The organism is Achromobacter sp. UBA4530 (assembly GCF_002388205.1).
Classification (GTDB): Bacteria; Pseudomonadota; Gammaproteobacteria; order Burkholderiales; family Burkholderiaceae_B; genus Achromobacter; species Achromobacter animicus.
This window is the reverse complement of the sequence record NZ_DGMA01000031.1, coordinates 69,844-87,696: the sequence shown is the minus strand read 5'-3', so window position 1 is coordinate 87,696 and position 17,853 is coordinate 69,844. Positions and strand designations below refer to the sequence as shown.

The window sequence follows — 17,853 nt, the reverse complement described above, 5'->3', positions numbered from 1 at the left end:
AAACGCCTCCATCCATGCATCGTTCCCGCCAGATGACTGATGCGTTGGGGGCACCAGGAAGGAGACTTGCTTGACTTGCCAGCCGCTAGAATCCGCAAGCCACACTGCGCTGCATGAAGCGCAACGCCAGATCCTGCTTTCGTCGGCGTCGGGCACGCCGGCCAAGGCATGCCTGGAGGCGCTTACCGAGGCCGTCGGCCGCTTGCTTCCCGACGCACGCGCCTGCGTCATTCTGGCGAGCTCGGACCGCGCGACCGTGGACGACGGATATTCCTCGCAATTGCCTGCCGAATTCGCCGCAGGCCTGCGCGGACAGTCGATAGATCAGGCGCTCTTCGCGCCGGGCCTTGCCGCGCGGTGTGACCAGCCAACCGGCTGCCTCGATATCGAGGACGCGGCAATGTGGGCGTCGGCGTGGCAATCCCTATGTGTGCAACACGGTATCCGGGCCTGTCACGCCCAGCCCGCACAGGCCGCCGATGGGGCGCCCGTCGGCTGGTTTCTGTTGTTTCTGCCTCAAGCGGCTGCGTTGAGCACCTGGGAGCAGCGTGTCGCGGAGTTCGGCGCATTGGCCGCCAGCATCGTGGTCGAACGGGACCGCGCGGCCGCGCATCTTCGGCATGAAGTCCACGCCCTGGCCAGACTGCAGGCGCTGAGCGCCGAACTCGTCGGCCCCGGCGAATTCGAACCGCTTCTGAAAAAAATCCTGGCCGCCGCGGCCGACATTTCCGGCACCGAGAAAGGCAACATCCAGATCTACGATCCCGCCAAGAACACCCTGCGCATCGCCGTTCACCAGGGCCTGAGCTCTCACTTCGTCGAGCATTTCGCGCAGGACGGCTGGGTCGCAAGTTGCGCCGAGGCCGCCAAGAATCTGGCTCGGCTGGTCGTGCCCGACGTCGAACAACTGACGGACCCGCGAGGCACGCCGGGGCTTGAGGTCATCCTGGCGGACAACATCCGGTCGATCCAATGCACGCCGCTGCTCAGCCGCAGCGGCCAGCTGCTCGGCATGCTCAACAACCATTACGCGTGGCCCGGCGGTCCCACCCCAGAGGCCCTGCGCTACATCGATCTGCTCGCGCGGCAGGCCGCCGAACTGCTCGAACGTCATATCGCGGAATCGGAACTGGCGCGCGAACGGCGGCAAAAGGACGAATTCCTGGCGGTGCTGGCGCACGAGTTGCGCAATCCGCTTGCCGCCCTGCGCAACATGCTCGAAGTGCTCAAGCGCGCCGAGCGCGATCCCGCCCTGACGGCACGCGCGCGCGAAGTCATGGACCGCCAGTTGCGCCAGCTGGTCAGGCTGGTCGACGACCTGCTCGACGTCAACCGCATCAACCGCGGCAAGCTCGAACTTCGGCTCACCGCGCTCACGCTCGACGCGGTCCTGCAGCACGCCATCGAGGCTTGCCGCCCCGCCTTGGAACAACACGGGCACCGGCTGAGGCTGGTGCAGCCCGACGCGCAGATCACGCTGCAGGGCGACGCCGAGCGCTTGACGCAAGTCTTCGGCAACCTGCTCTCAAACGCGGCCAAATACACGCCACCCGACGGCGACATCGAGCTCTTCGTCGACCCGGGCCAGGACAGCGTCGACGTCACGGTCCGCGACAACGGCTCGGGCATTCCACCCGACCAGCTCGACCGGATCTTCGAGATGTTCATGCAGGTCGACCGGACACCCGAACGCGCGCAGGGCGGCCTGGGCATTGGCCTCATGCTCGTCAAGCGCCTGGTGCAAATGCATGGCGGCACGGTGCGCGCCCATAGCGAAGGCCAAGGCAAAGGCAGCACATTCGTCGTCCGGCTGCCTGTCACCGGCATCCAGGCAGCCGCACCCGAGCAATCCGCCAGCGCGCTGTCGCCCATCGCGCGCAAGGTGCTGGTGGTCGACGACAACCGCGACGCGGTCGAATCAATGGTCGCCGTGCTTGCCCTGGAAGGCCACGACGTCACTGCCGCTTACGACGGCGAAGAAGCCATTGCCCTGGGCAACCAGATCCGTCCACAAGTGGTCCTGATGGACATCGGCATGCCCGGCATGACAGGCCACGAGGCCTGCCGCCACATGCGAACCCTCGACTGGGGCGAGCACGCAACGATTCTTGCGCTGAGCGGCTGGGGCCAGGAAGAGGACCGCAGGGCGTCGATGGAAGCCGGCTTCGATGCACATCTGGTCAAGCCGGTGGATATGGACGTGCTGCTGGAAATGCTGTCTACGATCGAGCGGCGGGGTGCTCGGGGATAGGGGCAAGCATTGCACCTGCTTGACTTTGTGCGACCGCGATGGTCTGCGGCTCCCTCCAAGATAGCCCCTTCCCGCAAGCCAATCCCCCTCACCCCCGCTCCACCTTCCACCCCATCTCCGCCGAAATCCCCGCCGCCGCGCCCTGCACCACCGGCACCATCTCGCGCATGCGCTCCAGCGACATATAAGGCACGGTGCTCGACACGCTGATCGCGGCCACGATGCCGCTGGAGGCATCGCGCACCGGCGCCGCCACGCAGCGGATCGACGGCTCGTTGTCTTCCAGGTCGAACGCATAACCTTGCGACGCGTAGTCGCGCATGCGGTCGCGGAACGCCTCCCATCCCTGCTGTCCGCCCGGCGCGCGGGATGACACGGGCGCGCCCACTCGATGCAGCGATTTCCATTGCGATTCGTCGGCGTCCAGCAGCAGCGCCTTGCCGACGCCGGTTGCGGCAAGCGGCATGCGGTGGCCTACCCGCGAACGCATTTCCAATCCCTTCTTGCCCGGGATTTTTTCCAGATACAGCACGTCGTTGTTGTCGCGCACCGCCAGGTGGATCGTGTCGCCGGTCAGTTCGGCCAGGCGGTCCAGATAAGGACGTGCCAGCGTCGCCAGCGGAAAAGCCTCGCGCGCCTGGAATCCCAGCTCGATCAGCTTGGGGCCCAGCACGTAGCCCACGCCCGGCAACGCGCGCAGGTAGCGCTCTTGCACCAGACAACTTGCCAGCCGGTGCGTGGTGCTGCGCGCCACGCCGATGCGCGCGCAGATCTCCTTCAGGTCGCGTGCGCCATCGGCCACGGCCTGCACCACGGCAAGACCGCGCATCAGCGTCTGCGTGCCGGCGGGCGCGGCGGCATCGGGGTCCAGCTGGGCGGATGGCTCGGGGGGCAGTGTGGTGGCGGTCATGTTGCGAAGAGAGCGTTGCGGCGCGGCGGGGAAAGATCGGCAAGCATACCCGGCGCCGCGGCACGGATACGTGAGCAAAGAGGGGATCGACGGCGCTTCGCGGGGCGAACAAGTCATGTCGACTGCCTGTTCAAAGGCCACTTCAAAAGCGCTTCCAGAGCACTTCCAAAGCACAATAAATTCCCTGTATGTGGGATTTAATTCTATATTTTGAGATTTTTCAAGCGCTGGACTAGAATTTTTGCCATTCGTGCGCTGCGCGTCTCCCGCGCGCGCACGGCAGATTTCAGACAACAAGGTCCGCGCCCCCTCGCCCGGTCCCGCGCCCTATAACGGCGCTGCGACGGCGCCCGATGCGCGGCCAGAGACGAGACAGACTCTGATGAATACCGGATCGCCCGCCCGTGCGGCTCTTATCGCGCTGGATTGGGGAACCTCTTCGCTGCGCGCCTACCGCCTGGATGCCACGGGCCGCACGCTCGATACTCGCCATCTGCCCTGGGGCATCATGCGCCTGCCGCAACCGCTGCAGGACGGCGCCGCCACCACCACGCTGTCCGGCTTCGAGCTGGCGTTTGAACAGGCTTGCGGCGACTGGCTGCGCGCCGAGCCCGCCCTGCCCGTCATCGCGTGCGGCATGGTCGGCAGCGCGCAGGGCTGGAAGGAAGCCGCTTACCTGGACGTGCCCGTCGACCTGGAACGCATCGGCACACTGTTGACCGTGGTGGAGCGCGCGGGCGGCACGCCCGTCCACATCGTTCCCGGCCTAATCCAGCGCCACGGCCTGCCCAACGTGATGCGCGGGGAAGAAACCCAGGTGTTCGGCGTGATGGCGGAAGAAGCCAACGTCAACGCCGACAGCGTGCTCATCGGACTGCCAGGCACGCACTCCAAATGGGTCAACGCGCGCCGCGGCCGCGTCACTCACTTCGACACATTCATGACCGGCGAGGTCTACGCGGCGCTGCGCGGCCACACCATTCTGGGCCGCACGATGGCGGACGCCGCCACCCCTGACCTGGCCGCCTTCGAGCGCGGCGTCAAGATCGCCGGCGCGCCAGCGGGCCGCGCGGGCGTCATGTCTACCATCTTCAGCACGCGCGCGCTGGGCCTGACCGGCGAACTGGCGCCCGAATCGCAGGCGGACTATCTGTCGGGCCTCTTGATCGGCCATGAAGTCGCCGCGCTGGCCGAGATGTTGCGCCAGCAGGGCGAATTGCCCCGCATCGTGCTGTGCGGCGACCCCGCGCTGTGCAAGCGCTACACCCTGGCCATGCAGCACTACGGCCTGGGCGTGCCCGAACAGGCGCAGAACGCAACCGAACGCGGCCTGTGGCACCTGGCCATCTGCGCCGGCCTCGTCATCCCCTCCACCCCGATCCCCGCCTAGGAACCTTCGATGAACCATCCCGGTCTCCAAACCGCCATGGCCCACTGCGGCCTGATCGCCATCCTGCGCGGCATCACGCCCGCCGAAGCCGAGCCCGTCGGGCAGGCGCTGTACGACGCGGGTTTCCGCCTGATCGAAGTGCCGCTCAATTCGCCGGATCCGCTGGACAGCATCCGCGCCATGCGCGCCGCGCTGCCCACCGACTGCCTCATCGGCGCCGGCACCGTTCTCAATCCCGACGACTGCGCACGGATCCAGCAGGCGGGCGGCGAACTCATCGTCATGCCCCACAGCGACCCGGCGGTGATCCGTCAGGCCAAGAAACTGGGCATGGCGTCCTGCCCCGGCGTCGCCACGCCCACCGAAGCCTTCGCGGCGCTGGCCGCCGGCGCCGACGTGCTGAAGATGTTCCCGGCCGAGCAGCTGGGTCCCGCCGTGCTCAAGGCCTGGCGCGCCGTCATGCGCCCGCCGATCGCGCTGGTTCCCGTGGGCGGCATCACGCCCGACAACCTTTTCAGTTACGCCCAGGCGGGCGCCAGCGGCTTCGGCCTGGGCTCCGCCTTGTACAAACCCGGCCTGTCGGCCGAAGCAACCAGCCAGAACGCGCGCGCTTTCGTCGCGGCCTGGCAACGCGCCTATCCTGCCCAGGAGACACAAGCATGAAGATCACCAAGCTCACCACCTACATCGTGCCGCCCAGGTGGTGCTTCCTGAAGATCGAGACGGACGAAGGCATCGTCGGCTGGGGTGAACCCGTCGTCGAAGGCCGCGCGCATTCGGTTGCGGCCGCCGTCGAGGAACTGTCGGACTACCTGATCGGCAAGGATCCCCGCAACATCGAAGACCACTGGACGGTTCTGTACCGCGGCGGCTTCTACCGCGGCGGCGCCATTCACATGAGCGCGCTGGCCGGCATCGACCAGGCGTTGTGGGACATCAAGGGCAAGCACCTTGGCGTACCCGTCTCGCAGCTTCTGGGCGGCAACGTGCGCGACCGCATCCGCGTGTACTCGTGGATCGGCGGCGACCGTCCCGCCGATACCGCCGCGGCCGCCAAGAGCGCCGTCGAGCGTGGCTTCACCGCCGTCAAGATGAACGGCACCGAAGAGCTGCAATACATCGACTCGTTCGACAAGGTCGAGAAGTGCCTGGAGAACGTGGCCGCCGTGCGCGACGCCGTTGGCCCGAACGTGGGCATCGGCGTGGACTTCCATGGCCGCGTCCACAAGCCCATGGCCAAGGTGCTGATGAAGGAACTTGATCCGTTCAAGCTCATGTTCATCGAAGAGCCCGTGCTGAGCGAACACTACGAAGCGCTGAAGGAACTGGCGCCGCTGACGTCCACGCCCATCGCGCTGGGCGAGCGCCTGTTCTCGCGCTGGGACTTCAAGCGCGTGCTGTCCGAAGGCTACGTCGACATCATCCAGCCCGACCCGTCGCACGCAGGCGGCATCACCGAGACCCGCAAGATCGCGGCGATGGCCGAAGCCTATGACGTCGCGCTGGCGCTGCACTGCCCGCTCGGCCCCATCGCGCTGGCCACCTGCCTGCAGATCGACGCCGGCTGCTACAACGCGTTCATCCAGGAGCAGAGCCTGGGCATCCACTACAACGCCGCCAACGACCTGCTCGACTACGTCAGCAACCGCGAGGTCTTCGCGTACGAGGACGGCATGGTCGCGATCCCGCAAGGGCCGGGCCTGGGCATCGAAGTGAACGAGGAATACGTCAAGGAACGCGCCGCAGTGGGCCACCGCTGGCGCAATCCCATCTGGCGTCACGCCGACGGCAGCTTCGCCGAGTGGTAAGCCGATAAAAGAGAGAGGAGACTCCATTGTCCACCGCCGCCCAAGCCGGCCTGCAAGGCGCTCAGCGCCCGACCCGCAGCCGCTACATCATCATGGTGATGCTGTTCATCACCGTCGTCATCAACTACCTGGACCGCAGCAATCTGTCCATCGCCGCCCCCGCCCTGAAGGACGAGTTCGGCCTGGACACCTGGCATGAAGGCCTGATCCTGTCGGCCTTCGGCTGGACCTACGCCGCCATGCAGATTCCCGGCGGCTGGCTGGTGGACCGCGTGTCCCCCCGCGTGCTGTATGCCGCCGCGCTGATCCTGTGGTCCGCGGCCACGTTCTTCATGGGCTTTGCCGGCAGCTTCGTCATCCTGTTCGTCCTGCGCCTGGCCGTGGGCGCGCTGGAAGCCCCGGCCTATCCCATCAACAACCGCGTCGTCACCACGTGGTTCCCCGAACGCGAACGCGCCACCGCCATCGGCTTCTACACGTCGGGCCAGTTCGTCGGGCTGGCGTTCCTGACGCCGGTGCTGGCCTGGCTGCAGCATCATTACGGCTGGCACATGGTGTTCGTCAGCACCGGTCTCCTGGGCATCATCTGGGGCGTGCTGTGGTTCATGATCTACCGCGAACCGCGCCAGTTCAAGGGCGCCAACGCAGCGGAAATCGAGCTGATCCAGAAAGGCGGCGGCGTCGTCGACCTGGACACGCGCGTGCGTGAAAAGAAGGCCCCGTTCAACTGGAACGACCTGGGCCTGGTCATGAGCAAGCGCAAGCTGTGGGGCGTCTACCTCGGCCAGTTCTGCCTGACCTCCACGCTGTGGTTCTTCCTGACCTGGTTTCCCACATATCTGGTCAAGTACCGCGGCATGGACTTCATCAAGTCCGGCTTCCTGGCCTCGGTGCCGTTCCTGGCCGCCTTCATCGGCGTGCTGTGCTCGGGCGTGCTGTCCGACTTCCTGATCCGCCGCGGCGCCACCGTCGGCATGGCGCGCAAGCTGCCGATCATCCTGGGCCTGTTGATCTCCACGTCCATGATCGGCGCGAACTTCACGGACTCCACGCCGTGGGTCATCTTCTTCCTGGCCGTAGCGTTCTTTGGGAACGGTCTGGCGTCGATCACGTGGTCGCTCGTTTCAACCCTGGCCCCGGTTCGCCTCCTGGGCCTGACCGGCGGCGTGTTCAACTTCGTCGGCAACCTGTCGTCGATCTGCACGCCCATCGTGATTGGCTTGCTGGTGTCCAAGGACAGCTTTGCGCCGGCCATCGTGTACGTATCGTCGCTGGCGTTGCTGGGCGCGCTGTCGTACATCCTGCTGGTCGGGAAGGTGGAGCGGATCGAGGCTTGATGAATCGGCCTGGATTTGAATTCTGGCCTTGAATGAAGGGGCGTCCCGCGGGACGCCCTTTTTCATATGGGGCGAATTTGGCGCAGCTTATTCTTCTGTCTGATCAGGCGAATTCCTGACCGTGGGGAGTGCCAGTCCGGCTGCGATGCTCACGGCAAACAAAAAGCCCCGGCGGATCCACGTCCACCGAGGCTTTTCATTGGGCGGCCCGCAGGCCGAAACCTCAGCAGCCCTGCACTGCCAGCTTGCGCCGCCGCACGTTCCCGGCGCGCTGCACCAGCACCAGCGCGAGTCCCGCCGTTGCAATCACCGCGCCGGCGATCGGCACCGCCGCGTAACCCAAGCCCGCCGAGATCACCGCGCCCCCGGCCGCCGCGCCCACCGCGTTGCCCAGGTTGAACGCGCCCACGTTCATCGACGATGCCAGTCCCGGCGCATCGGTCGCGGCGCGCATCACGCCCATCTGCAGGGGCGGCACCACCGCGAACGTCGCGACGCCGAAGATCAGCAGCGCCACCGCCGCGCCGACCGGCGTGGACGCCAGCCACGGGAACGCCAGCAGGTCCACGATGACCAGCACCAGGAAGAAGATCAGCGTGCCATCGAGCGAGCGGTCGGCCATGCGTCCACCCACGCCGTTGCCCAACGTGAAGCCCAGTCCGATCAGCACCAGCATGCCCGTCACGAACGCCGGGGACGCGCCGGTAATCTCGGCCAGCGTCGGGGCGATATACGTGTACAGCGTGAACATCGCGCCCGCGCCCAGCACCGTGGTCAGCAGTGCCAGCAGCACCGCAGGGCTGCGCAGCACGGCCAGTTCATGGCGCACGTTGGGACGCCGGCCCGCCTCGCCCGCCGGCAGGGCGAACCACAGCGACAGCATCGCAATCAGGCCCAGCACCGCCGTCGCAAAGAACGACATCCGCCAGCCGATCGTCTGACCCAGCCACGTCGCGGCCGGCACGCCGCCCACGTTGGCGATGGTCAGCCCCATGAACATCGTCGCCACCGCGCTGGCCTGCTTGTGGCGGGGCACCACGCTGGCAGCCACGAGCGAGCCCAGGCCAAAGAACGCGCCGTGGTTCAGGCTGGTCACCAGGCGGGCCAGCAGCAGCGTCGTGTAGTTGGGCGACAGCGCCGACAGGATATTGCCGATGGTGAAAATCGCCATCAGCAGGATCAGCGCCTTGCGCCGCGACCACCGCGAGAACGCCAGCGTCATCAGCGGCGCGCCGACCATCACGCCGATGGCGTAGGCGCTGACCAGCATGCCCGCGCTGGGGATGGACACGTTCACCCCCTCGGCGATGACGGGCAACAGGCCCATGGGAGAAAACTCGGTCACGCCGATGCCAAACGCACCGACGGCAAGCGCCAACAACGGCGGGCCGGCCTTCACCGGCTGGGTTTCTTGGGGATTCATGCAAGTTCCTTGGGTTCGACGGCGCCGGCCGGATGTTCCTGGGGCGCATCCGGCCTGAAATGGGCGGCGCATCGGATAGACAGGCGTGCAGTATGACGGCCGGATACTTGCAGAAAAAGCCGTCTGGCAGGCAAACACTTTTGACTTCAGGTCATTAATCCGTGGGGGAAGTCCCCTCGCCAGGACAGGTCTTCAGGTTTGCAGTCCCCAGTTACCGAGCGGTAATAATTCGGCCCTCGACCCATCATTTTCCGGGATAAATTACCGCTCGGTAATCCGATGGCCCACGAAAAAAAGGGCGTCCTTCCGGACGCCCCTCTTCGCACCAACCGCCGCTTACTTCAACAGCAGCGCATTCAACCGCTTCACAAACGCCGCCGGGTCCGCAATCTGCGCGCCCTCGGCCAGCAGCGCTTGATCCAGCAGCAGACGCGCCCACTGATCGAACTCGCCATCATCAGCCGCACGAATACGCGCCAGCAGCGGATGCTCGGGATTGATCTCCAGCACCGGCTTCACGTTCGGCGCTTCCTGGCCGGCGGCCTTCAGCATGCGCAACAGGTGCGGGCTGAGTTCATTCTGGCCCACCACCACGCACGCCGGCGAATCCACCAGGCGCAGCGTCACACGCACTTCCTTGACCTGGTCTTCCAGCGTTTTTTGCAGACGCTCGACCAACGGCTTGAAGTCCTCGGCCACTTCGGCCTGGTGCTTCTTTTCTTCCTCGTCGGCCAGTTCGGCCAGATCGAGGCCACCCTTGGCCACCGACACCAGCGACTTGCCGTCGAATTCGCGCAGGTACGACAGCATCCACTCGTCAACGCGATCCGACAGCAGCAGGACTTCGATGCCCTTCTTGCGGAAGATTTCCAGATGCGGGCTGTTGCTGGCCGCGGCGAAGGTGTCCGCCGTAACGTAGTAGATCTTGTCCTGGCCTTCCTTCCTGCGCGACACGTAGTCGGCAAACGACACCGTCTGCGCCTGATCACCGGAATTTGTCGACGCAAAACGCATCAGCTTGGCGATGCGCTCAAGATTGGCCGAGTCCTCGCCCGCACCTTCCTTCAACACCTGGCCAAACTCCGACCAGAACGTCGCGTAGTCTTCCGGCTTGTTTTCAGCCAGGTCTTCCAGCAGCGACAGGATGCGCTTGGCCGAACCCTCGCGAATGGCGCGCACGTCGCGGCTTTCCTGCAGGATTTCGCGCGACACGTTCAACGGCAGGTCCGCCGAATCGATCACGCCGCGCACAAAGCGCAGGTACGACGGCAGGAGCTGGTCGGCGTCGTCCATGATGAAGACACGCTTCACGTACAGCTTCACGCCATGGCGGCCGTCGCGGTCCCACATGTCCATGGGCGCATGCTTGGGCACGTACAGCAGTTGCGTGTACTCGCTGCGGCCTTCGACGCGGTTGTGCGTCCACGCAAGCGGATCGTCGTAGTCGTGCGAGACCGTCTTGTAGAACTCGCGGTACTGCTCTTCCGTCACTTCGGACTTGTTGCGGGCCCACAGGGCGTTCGCCTGGTTCACCGTTTCCAGTTCGTCGGTCTTGACCTGCTCGCCCTTTTCCTGATCCCACTCTTCCTTGGCCATGCGGATCGGCAGCGAAATGTGGTCGGAGTAGCGGCGCAGGATCTCGCGCAATTTCCAGCCGTTCAGGAGTTCGTCTTCGTCAGCGCGCAGGTGCAGCGTCACGTCCGTGCCGCGGCTGGCCTTTTCAGCGGCGGCAATCGTGAATTCGCCCTGGCCGTCGGATTCCCACTGGATCGCGTCCGTGGAACCGGCGCGGCGGCTGACCACCGTCACCTTGTCCGCCACGATGAACGACGAATAAAAGCCCACGCCGAACTGGCCGATGAGCTGCGCGTCCTTCTGCTTGTCGCCGGTCAGCTGCGAGAAAAACTCGCGCGTGCCCGAGCGGGCGATCGTGCCCAGGTTGGCCACCGCTTCTTCGCGCGACAGGCCGATGCCGTTGTCGGAGATCGTGATGGTGCGGGCGGCCTTGTCATAGCTGACCGTGATGGCCAGTTCGCCGTTGCCTTCCAGCAATTCCGGCTGGTCGATGGCTTCGAAGCGCAGCTTATCGCAGGCGTCCGACGCGTTCGACACCAGCTCGCGCAGGAAGATTTCCTTGTTGCTGTAAAGCGAATGGATCATCAGATGAAGCAGTTGCTTCACCTCGGCCTGGAACCCCAGGGTTTCGGACGCGGAATTCGTGGCGGTTTGGCTCATAGTTCTACGTGGCTCGGAAAATAAATTAGGGACAAATATCGGTCGGCTGGGGCGATGTGCCCGCGCGGCCGCCCGGAAACCCTACTGATGTGGGGGCCAATGGGAACTTTTCAAGACCGGGGTGGCGGAGAAGCAACCTGACAGGCGGCTGTCCCCGGTAAAATCCCGCACTTTTCTCACCTACCCCTCCCCGGCCGGCCCTCCCGCCATGCAACCCGCCTCCCTGACCCAACCCGCCCCCCACGGCACGTCCGATGACGCCGACACCAGCCACGACCTGGTCTACGGCCCCGACGACCGCCCCGCGCCTCCCGTCGCCTTCGTCGCCGCCCTGCAGCACCTGCTGGCCATCCTGGTCCCCATCGTCACCCCCGGCCTGCTCATCTGCCAGGCCCTGGGCGTCAGCAGCCGCGACACCACCCTCATCGTCTCCATGTCGCTGGTGATCTCCGGCATCGCCACCTACGTCCAGTGCAAGCGTTTCGGCCCCCTGGGCGCCGGGCTGCTCATCGTGCAGGGCACGAGCTTCAACTTCGTCGGCCCGCTGATCGCCGGCGGCTCGGTCATGGTCAAGCAAGGCACCCCGGTCGAAGCCGTCATGGCCGCCATCTTCGGCGTCGTCATCGCCGGGTCCTTTGTTGAAATGGGCATCAGCCGCATCCTGCCCTTCGTCAAACGCCTCATCACCCCGCTCGTCACCGGCATCGTCGTGCTGCTGATCGGCCTGACCCTCATCAAAGTGGGCCTTATCAGTATGGGCGGCGGGTTCGGCGCCATGGCCAACGGCACCTTCGCCAGCGCCGAGAACCTGACCCTGTCCGGCCTCGTCCTGGGCACCATCATCCTGCTGAACCGCGTGCCGGTGGTGTGGATTCGCAGCACTGCGCTAGTGCTGGCGCTGGCCGTCGGCTACATCGCCGCCGCCTACATGGGCCGTCTGGACTTCACCGGCGCCCGCGAAGCCGCCGTCTTCCAGGTTCCGGTACCGCTGCACTTTGGCCTGGGGTTCTCTTGGGCCTTGTTCGTGCCGATGCTGATCATTTATCTGGTCACGTCCCTGGAAGCGATTGGCGACGTCACGGCGACCAGCAAGGTTTCCAAGCAGCCGGTTGAAGGTCCGCTCTGGATGCTGCGCATCAAGGGCGGCGTGCTGGTCAACGGCGCGAACTCGCTGCTGGCTGGCGTGTTCAATACGTTTCCCAGCTCGGTATTTGCGCAGAACAATGGCGTCATCCAGCTGACCGGCATCGCCAGCCGCCACGTCGGCGTGTGGATTGCCGGCATGCTGATTCTGTTGGGCCTGTTCCCGGTTGTCGCAGGCGTCCTGCAAGCCGTGCCCGAACCCGTCCTGGGCGGCGCAGCCATGGTGATGTTCGGCGCGGTGGCCGCGTCGGGGATCAACATCCTGGCGGGCATTCAGCTGGACCGCCGCGCGCTGCTCATCATCGCCGTATCTCTGGCGCTGGGCCTGGGTGTGTCGCAAGTGCCGGAAATTCTGTCGCACCTGCCGCACTCGGTAAAGAGCGTGCTGGAATCGGGCGTCGCTACCGGCGGGATTTGCGCGCTGGTGATGAACTGGTTTTTGCCTGAGAAGAAGTGAGGATTGACGGGGCGCGTGTCAGGGGTGTGCAACCCCCGGCCAGCCCTTAACGGCAGGGCCGCCCGGCCCTCGCCTGACAAGATGGCAAAGACCGCATATAATCGCGGTCTTCGCATCTCCCGCAGCCGTCACCTGGACGCGCTCGCGACCCCCTAGCCCGGGTGGTGAAATTGGTAGACGCAGGGGACTCAAAATCCCCCGCCGCAAGGCGTGCCGGTTCGATTCCGGCCCCGGGCACCACGAATTCCATGCGTGTGGCGCTGCAAAAGCGCATCTCTCCACCTTTCCCTTCATAGCGTCGTTCTCCACGATGGCGAGCCGCCCTAGCTGCTAGCTGCGTCCCGACCACCGTTCAGGTCAAAGCCGCAAAAGACACGCCCCGCATTTATCGTCCGACTTGGTCCTGCTTTGGCAACCTCCCGATCTGAGAACCAGCCAAACGCTTGCTGTTTCCTGGCCGCAGAATCAACAATCACTGTAATCGCGCCCAAACCTCTGTAGTCGGCTTGTCCGGCTGCATGTTTGGGCCTTCTCATTTCTGACGAAATCGTCTTAGCTCAGGCGGCATCACCAAAACCGCACAAGACATACGTCGAACTCTCTAGCTTGCTTGCAGAGCGCGGCATGGAGATCGGGGACGCAGGTCGTACTCAATGCATGCTCTCCCAGATCGGCCGGCAAGAAAGGTCCAAGCGCCAGCGCACTCGATCCCCAAACCCTGCCCCGGATGGCATCGCGGCAATTGGAGATATTTGGAGATCCATCGGCGACCGATTACCAGAGCAAGACGATCAGAATTCAGACTCAAGTCAGCGTCTAAACCGTGGTACCGCCAAGCTGCCACACGCGTCCAAACCAACCTAACAATCCCTCGCCAACATTCATCATCCCGTCATCCGCCCTACCTAAGCTTCCCGCTTTTTCTGAAGGGCAGCACAGATGGCGAACGACAAGCACGACGGCAAACTTGAGGTTGCCAATAAACTCGCGGCACTGCCGACCGATGCGGATCCGCGTCGTCGCAGTTTGCTCAAGGCCGGCTTTGGCGCCACGCTGCTGCCCGTAGGCGGTTCGCTGCTGTTATCTGCCTGCTCCAGCGACGACGATGACGACGACATCACGTCGCCCGACACGCCTGGCACGCAACCGCAACCGCAGCCCCAACCCGAGCCGCAACCGCAACCCGTCAACATCTCCAGCTTCGCTGTAGCAGTACTGCCGGACACGCAGTTCTATTCGCGCTACGCAACCGACGCCGAAAACCAGCAGTTCATGCGCAAGTACGGCAGCGAGCCGTTCAAGGCGCAGACGCAGTGGGTGGCCGATCATTCGAAGTCGCTGGGCATTCCGTTCCTGATCCACTTGGGCGACGTTGTCGATCAACAGGGCAAACCGGATCAATGGAAAGTGGCCGATGCCGCCATGGCGATTCTGGAAGACGCCAAGGTCCCGTACTCGATTCTGGCCGGCAACCACGACGTGATCCTGGATCGCGACTACGTCGACGCCAGCAGCCAGGCCAGCGCCACGGACGCGCAGCGCAATCTGGCCAACGAGCCCTATTTGAAAACCTTCAGTGCCGATCGCGCCAAGAACCAGGCCACGTTTGGCGGCCGCGATCCTAGCGGCTTCCACGAATATCACGTGTTCGAAGCCGAGGGCCAGAAGTTCATGGTGCTGTCGCTGTCGTGGCGCATCTCCGATGACGCGTTGACCTGGGCCAACCAGGTGATTCGCGCGAACCCGACACTGCCGGTGATCCTGGTCAACCACCAGTTGCTGAACATCGACAAGGATGGTGTCACGCCGCTGGAAGTGCCCTACGGGCTGATGCTGTGGGACAAGCTGATCCGCGACAACGATCAGATCTTCATGACGCTGAACGGCCACTATCATGGCGCCGCGCATCTGACCAAGACCAATGCGTTCGGCAATTCGGTCGAGGAAATGGTGGTGGACTATCAGATGGCCTATCAGGGCGGTAATGGCCTGATGCGGCTCTACGAATTCGACCTCAGCAACAACGAGATCCGCGTGCTGTCGTTCTCGCCATGGGTGCCGCAGAAGCCGAAGAACACGCTCAACACGTTTGACCAGGCCATTCTGACCGGCGCGAACGAGCAGTTCACCATCAAGATGGATTTTGCGAAGCGCTTTGGCGGCTTCAATAAGGAATTCAAGGCGGCTACGCCGTCGCACACCGCGCTGATCGACCAGGCACGCGCATTGATTTTGGCGAACTACACGGATCCCGTCGCCGCCGAGCAGAAGCCCGCCGCCGATCCGGATGATTATCCGCAGGTGCAAGGCACGCTGGCGCACTGGCGCTTCTTTGGCGGCACCAATGGGCAGCCGGTGCCGGTGGGCGAGGTGATCGCGGACCGCGCAGGTCTGAATCCGATGCGGCGCGCGCCGCTGAATATCGACGGCGTGGCCGGTGCGCAGGTGGGCGATGTGGTCTGGTCCGACGATCACCATTACCTGTCGGCCGCGCCCGGCTCCGTGCGCTTCCTGAACACCGACAAGAACACGGCTCGCATGAGCTACTTCACGACGGATGCCGCGGCCATCATCAACGGTGAAACCGCGACCGACGGCTACACGGTGGAAGCCTTCATCAAGATCGACCGCGACTGGGTCGCGTCCAAGCACGCGTGGATGAACATCATGACGCGTGACGGCAAGCGCGGCGAACTGGCGGGCTTTTCGGGCGGAGATCCCGAGTCCCCGCCGCTGCTGTTTGCCGTGTCGAGCCTGCGCGAGATCCAGTGGGAAGTGGTGCCGGACGACACCGGAACGCGTAGTCCCAAGGCAAACTGGTCTGGCGAGATCATCCCCGACAAGTGGATGCACGTTGCCGTGGTGAACGATGACACCACGCACGAAACCATCCTGTACGTGGAAGGCGCGCCGGTTCTGCGCAACACCTCGGGCGCTCGCGGCCTGGCGACGTTGGCGGCCGACATGCCGTGGATCGTCGGCGCCGGTTCGTGGGATGGCGCGCGGGCTGATGGGTTCTTTGGCAGCGTCGGCGAGATCCGTATCGTCGGCCAGGCGCTTCAGCCGATCGACTGGCTGACCGCGCGCCGGCGTTGATAGGCGCACGCGCCGCGGCCGGTCAGTGCCGCGGCGCGTGAGCGCGTTAGAAATCGACGTTGGTTCGTCTGTGCTCATCATCATTCTTTGCGCTGATCATTTTGTTCGCGCAGAGAAAAGCGAGTAATCCAGGCGCAAGACAGGCGTGCCGATTCGATTCCGGCCGCCGGGCACCAGACACCTGTCTGGACTGATATCCAGGTAGTACCTCAAACCCGCACCAGCTCGCGCGCTGCGGGTTTTTGCCGTCTGGGATAATTCCGGACCTCAACCGTCAGATCCGTCAGGAGCGCGACTCAGCGCTTCCGTAGACCGGTATCGAAACAATGATCATGTCCATCAACTCCCCGCTCGTGACCATCGCGTGCGGGATTTAACAGCATTTGAACAACTAAAAACCTATGCCTCTGATGACCTGGATTCACCGCTTTTGGCCGGCGCGCTGCAACTGGCTTGCCGCTTTGGCCCTCTGCGTCTACCTGCCCGCAAATGCCGCGCAGGCAACGCCATCAGACGCCATCCAGCCGCCGGCCCTCGTGTGGGGCGCCGTTCCCAGCGCGGATCTCTACCTGCTGGTGGCCAGTCCGCGCCTCAGCAAGCCCGAGCTGCAACAACTGGTGGCCGACAGGATCGGTCGTGGTATTGGCGATAGCCATACCATCACCCAGGTCTGGAGCAATGTGCCGGAACCCATCCAGCTTTGGCTCTCGATCGATCCCACCCGGCTTAAGGAAGCCAAGCTGTCCACGGATCAGGCATTGGAGGCGCTGGCCGCCAAACTTGATATTTCCGCCCAGCCCACCCAGGGAATCCGCCCGCCCCCTGCGTGGATCTACTCCGGCGCGACACGTGAGAAGTTGGAAGCCTGGAGCGATGCGCCCCCAAGGTTGGCGGACGGCACCGTCGTCAACCCATCGGAATGGACAACAGTGGCATACCGGCAAGCGCCGGAATCCTGGGAAAGCTGGAACAAGGTTGGGGTAAGCCTTGCGGTGTCAGCAGCGTCGCGCCGCGATTCGTTGGACAGCATCGTCAGCGAACGGCTGCAAGCGCTGGCGTCCCATCTGCCCGATGACGTGTCGGTAATGATCCTGCCGGTGGGCCCCCGCTTGAACGAAGCCGACGGCATATTCGTCACGGTCGCTCGCGACGAGTAGCCCCTCACCCGGTGCTCCTTCCTCCCTGCTCATCCGAAGACCAAGGGGTCCAGCAAGCCGCCGGAAGTTTTGCCGCTAGAATCCGTCGCAGACAGGCTGGACATCACGGTCCGGCCAATCACCGGAAAGCCTCATTGGCGCAGGAGGTTCAATGGCAATCAAGGCCGTGGCATTCGACGTATTCGGAACCTTGGTCCACATCGAACGGCCGACCCGACCGTTCCGCAAGCTGGTCCGGCTGCTGCATGAAGCGGGTCGTCCGCGCCAGCGCGACGACGGGGTCCGCGCGATGAGCAATCCGATCGACCTGCGACAGGCCGCCAGCCTGTTTGGCGGAGTGGTCAGCGATGCAGATCTGAACGCGCTTGAAGCCGAATTGCGTGAAGAGATTCAATCCATCTCGCTTTTCGCGGATGCCACGCCGACGTTGCTTGCATTGCGGAAACGCGGCATCAAGGTCGCGCTTTGCTCCAACCTGGCCGCGCCGTATGGTCCGCCGGTGCTGGACTTGCTGCCCATTCGGCCGGACTTCTGCGCCTGGTCGTACGAAGCCGGCGCCGTGAAGCCGCAAGCCGAGATCTACCAATACCTTTGTGATGGCATTGCGTGCCGGCCCGATGAAGTGCTGATGATCGGCGACACCATC

General features: G+C 64.4%; 12 protein-coding genes and 1 tRNA gene. 10 read left to right on the top strand and 3 right to left on the bottom strand.

Annotated elements, in window-relative coordinates:
• Window positions 1-70 precede the first annotated feature (70 nt).
• Window positions 71-2,251, top strand: a complete 2,181-nt coding sequence (locus B2W22_RS21565) for an ATP-binding response regulator (protein WP_286939502.1) — start codon at window positions 71-73, stop codon at window positions 2,249-2,251.
• Between the two features lie 88 nt (window positions 2,252-2,339).
• Here the strand turns inward: B2W22_RS21565 and B2W22_RS21560 are convergent, their stop codons facing one another.
• Window positions 2,340-3,161 (bottom strand): IclR family transcriptional regulator, encoded by an 822-nt coding sequence (locus B2W22_RS21560; RefSeq protein ID WP_286939501.1) that lies wholly within the window; start codon window positions 3,159-3,161, stop codon window positions 2,340-2,342.
• A 382-nt stretch (window positions 3,162-3,543) separates the two neighbouring features.
• Here B2W22_RS21560 and B2W22_RS21555 point away from each other — a divergent pair, with 382 nt between their 5' ends.
• The 4 genes from B2W22_RS21555 to B2W22_RS21540 are packed head-to-tail and all read left to right on the top strand — an operon-like array spanning window position 3,544 to window position 7,696.
• Entirely contained in the window at window positions 3,544-4,551 is a 1,008-nt protein-coding gene (locus tag B2W22_RS21555; protein WP_286939500.1) for a 2-dehydro-3-deoxygalactonokinase, read from the top strand.
• 9 nt (window positions 4,552-4,560) lie between these two features.
• A complete protein-coding gene (locus B2W22_RS21550; RefSeq protein ID WP_286939498.1) occupies window positions 4,561-5,214 on the top strand; it encodes a 2-dehydro-3-deoxy-6-phosphogalactonate aldolase in 654 nt (217 codons plus the stop codon).
• A complete protein-coding gene (gene dgoD / locus B2W22_RS21545) occupies window positions 5,211-6,359 on the top strand; it encodes a galactonate dehydratase (RefSeq protein ID WP_056559450.1) in 1,149 nt (382 codons plus the stop codon). The genes B2W22_RS21550 and dgoD overlap by 4 nt, the downstream gene beginning before the upstream one ends.
• A 26-nt stretch (window positions 6,360-6,385) precedes the next feature.
• Entirely contained in the window at window positions 6,386-7,696 is a 1,311-nt protein-coding gene (locus B2W22_RS21540) for an MFS transporter (RefSeq protein WP_286939497.1), read from the top strand.
• 223 nt (window positions 7,697-7,919) lie between these two features.
• On the opposite strand, the gene B2W22_RS21535 is transcribed toward B2W22_RS21540, so the two are convergent.
• Together B2W22_RS21535 and htpG are read right to left on the bottom strand one after the other, a co-directional pair.
• Window positions 7,920-9,119 (bottom strand): MFS transporter, encoded by a 1,200-nt coding sequence (locus B2W22_RS21535; RefSeq protein ID WP_175122345.1) that lies wholly within the window; start codon window positions 9,117-9,119, stop codon window positions 7,920-7,922.
• A gap of 336 nt (window positions 9,120-9,455) precedes the next feature.
• Complete coding sequence (gene htpG, locus B2W22_RS21530) at window positions 9,456-11,354, bottom strand: molecular chaperone HtpG (protein ID WP_286939496.1); 1,899 nt, start codon at window positions 11,352-11,354, stop codon at window positions 9,456-9,458.
• A 208-nt stretch (window positions 11,355-11,562) separates the two neighbouring features.
• Here htpG and B2W22_RS21525 point away from each other — a divergent pair, with 208 nt between their 5' ends.
• The 5 genes from B2W22_RS21525 to B2W22_RS21505 all read left to right on the top strand — a co-directional run.
• Window positions 11,563-12,954, top strand: a complete 1,392-nt coding sequence (locus B2W22_RS21525; protein ID WP_175137928.1) for a uracil-xanthine permease family protein — start codon at window positions 11,563-11,565, stop codon at window positions 12,952-12,954.
• Between the two features lie 155 nt (window positions 12,955-13,109).
• Window positions 13,110-13,194 (top strand) — tRNA-Leu (locus tag B2W22_RS21520).
• Between the two features lie 699 nt (window positions 13,195-13,893).
• Window positions 13,894-16,050 (top strand): LamG-like jellyroll fold domain-containing protein, encoded by a 2,157-nt coding sequence (locus tag B2W22_RS21515; protein ID WP_175137929.1) that lies wholly within the window; start codon window positions 13,894-13,896, stop codon window positions 16,048-16,050.
• A 401-nt stretch (window positions 16,051-16,451) separates the two neighbouring features.
• Complete coding sequence (locus B2W22_RS21510) at window positions 16,452-17,207, top strand: hypothetical protein (protein ID WP_175122294.1); 756 nt, start codon at window positions 16,452-16,454, stop codon at window positions 17,205-17,207.
• Between the two features lie 151 nt (window positions 17,208-17,358).
• On the top strand, window positions 17,359-17,853 hold a 495-nt coding region (locus B2W22_RS21505; protein ID WP_286939495.1), incomplete at its 3' end, for an HAD family hydrolase.

Excerpts from the sequence above, each read along its gene's own strand:
- B2W22_RS21560 (WP_286939501.1), bottom strand. The coding sequence starts at position 3,161 with ATGACCGCCACCACACTGCCCCCCGAGCCATCCGCCCAGCTGGACCCC.
- B2W22_RS21555 (WP_286939500.1), top strand. The coding sequence starts at position 3,544 with ATGAATACCGGATCGCCCGCCCGTGCGGCTCTTATCGCGCTGGATTGG.
- B2W22_RS21550 (WP_286939498.1), top strand. The coding sequence starts at position 4,561 with ATGAACCATCCCGGTCTCCAAACCGCCATGGCCCACTGCGGCCTGATC.
- dgoD (WP_056559450.1), top strand. The coding sequence starts at position 5,211 with ATGAAGATCACCAAGCTCACCACCTACATCGTGCCGCCCAGGTGGTGC.
- B2W22_RS21535 (WP_175122345.1), bottom strand. The coding sequence starts at position 9,119 with ATGAATCCCCAAGAAACCCAGCCGGTGAAGGCCGGCCCGCCGTTGTTG.
- htpG (WP_286939496.1), bottom strand. The coding sequence starts at position 11,354 with ATGAGCCAAACCGCCACGAATTCCGCGTCCGAAACCCTGGGGTTCCAG.
- B2W22_RS21525 (WP_175137928.1), top strand. The coding sequence starts at position 11,563 with ATGCAACCCGCCTCCCTGACCCAACCCGCCCCCCACGGCACGTCCGAT.
- B2W22_RS21515 (WP_175137929.1), top strand. The coding sequence starts at position 13,894 with ATGGCGAACGACAAGCACGACGGCAAACTTGAGGTTGCCAATAAACTC.
- B2W22_RS21510 (WP_175122294.1), top strand. The coding sequence starts at position 16,452 with ATGCCTCTGATGACCTGGATTCACCGCTTTTGGCCGGCGCGCTGCAAC.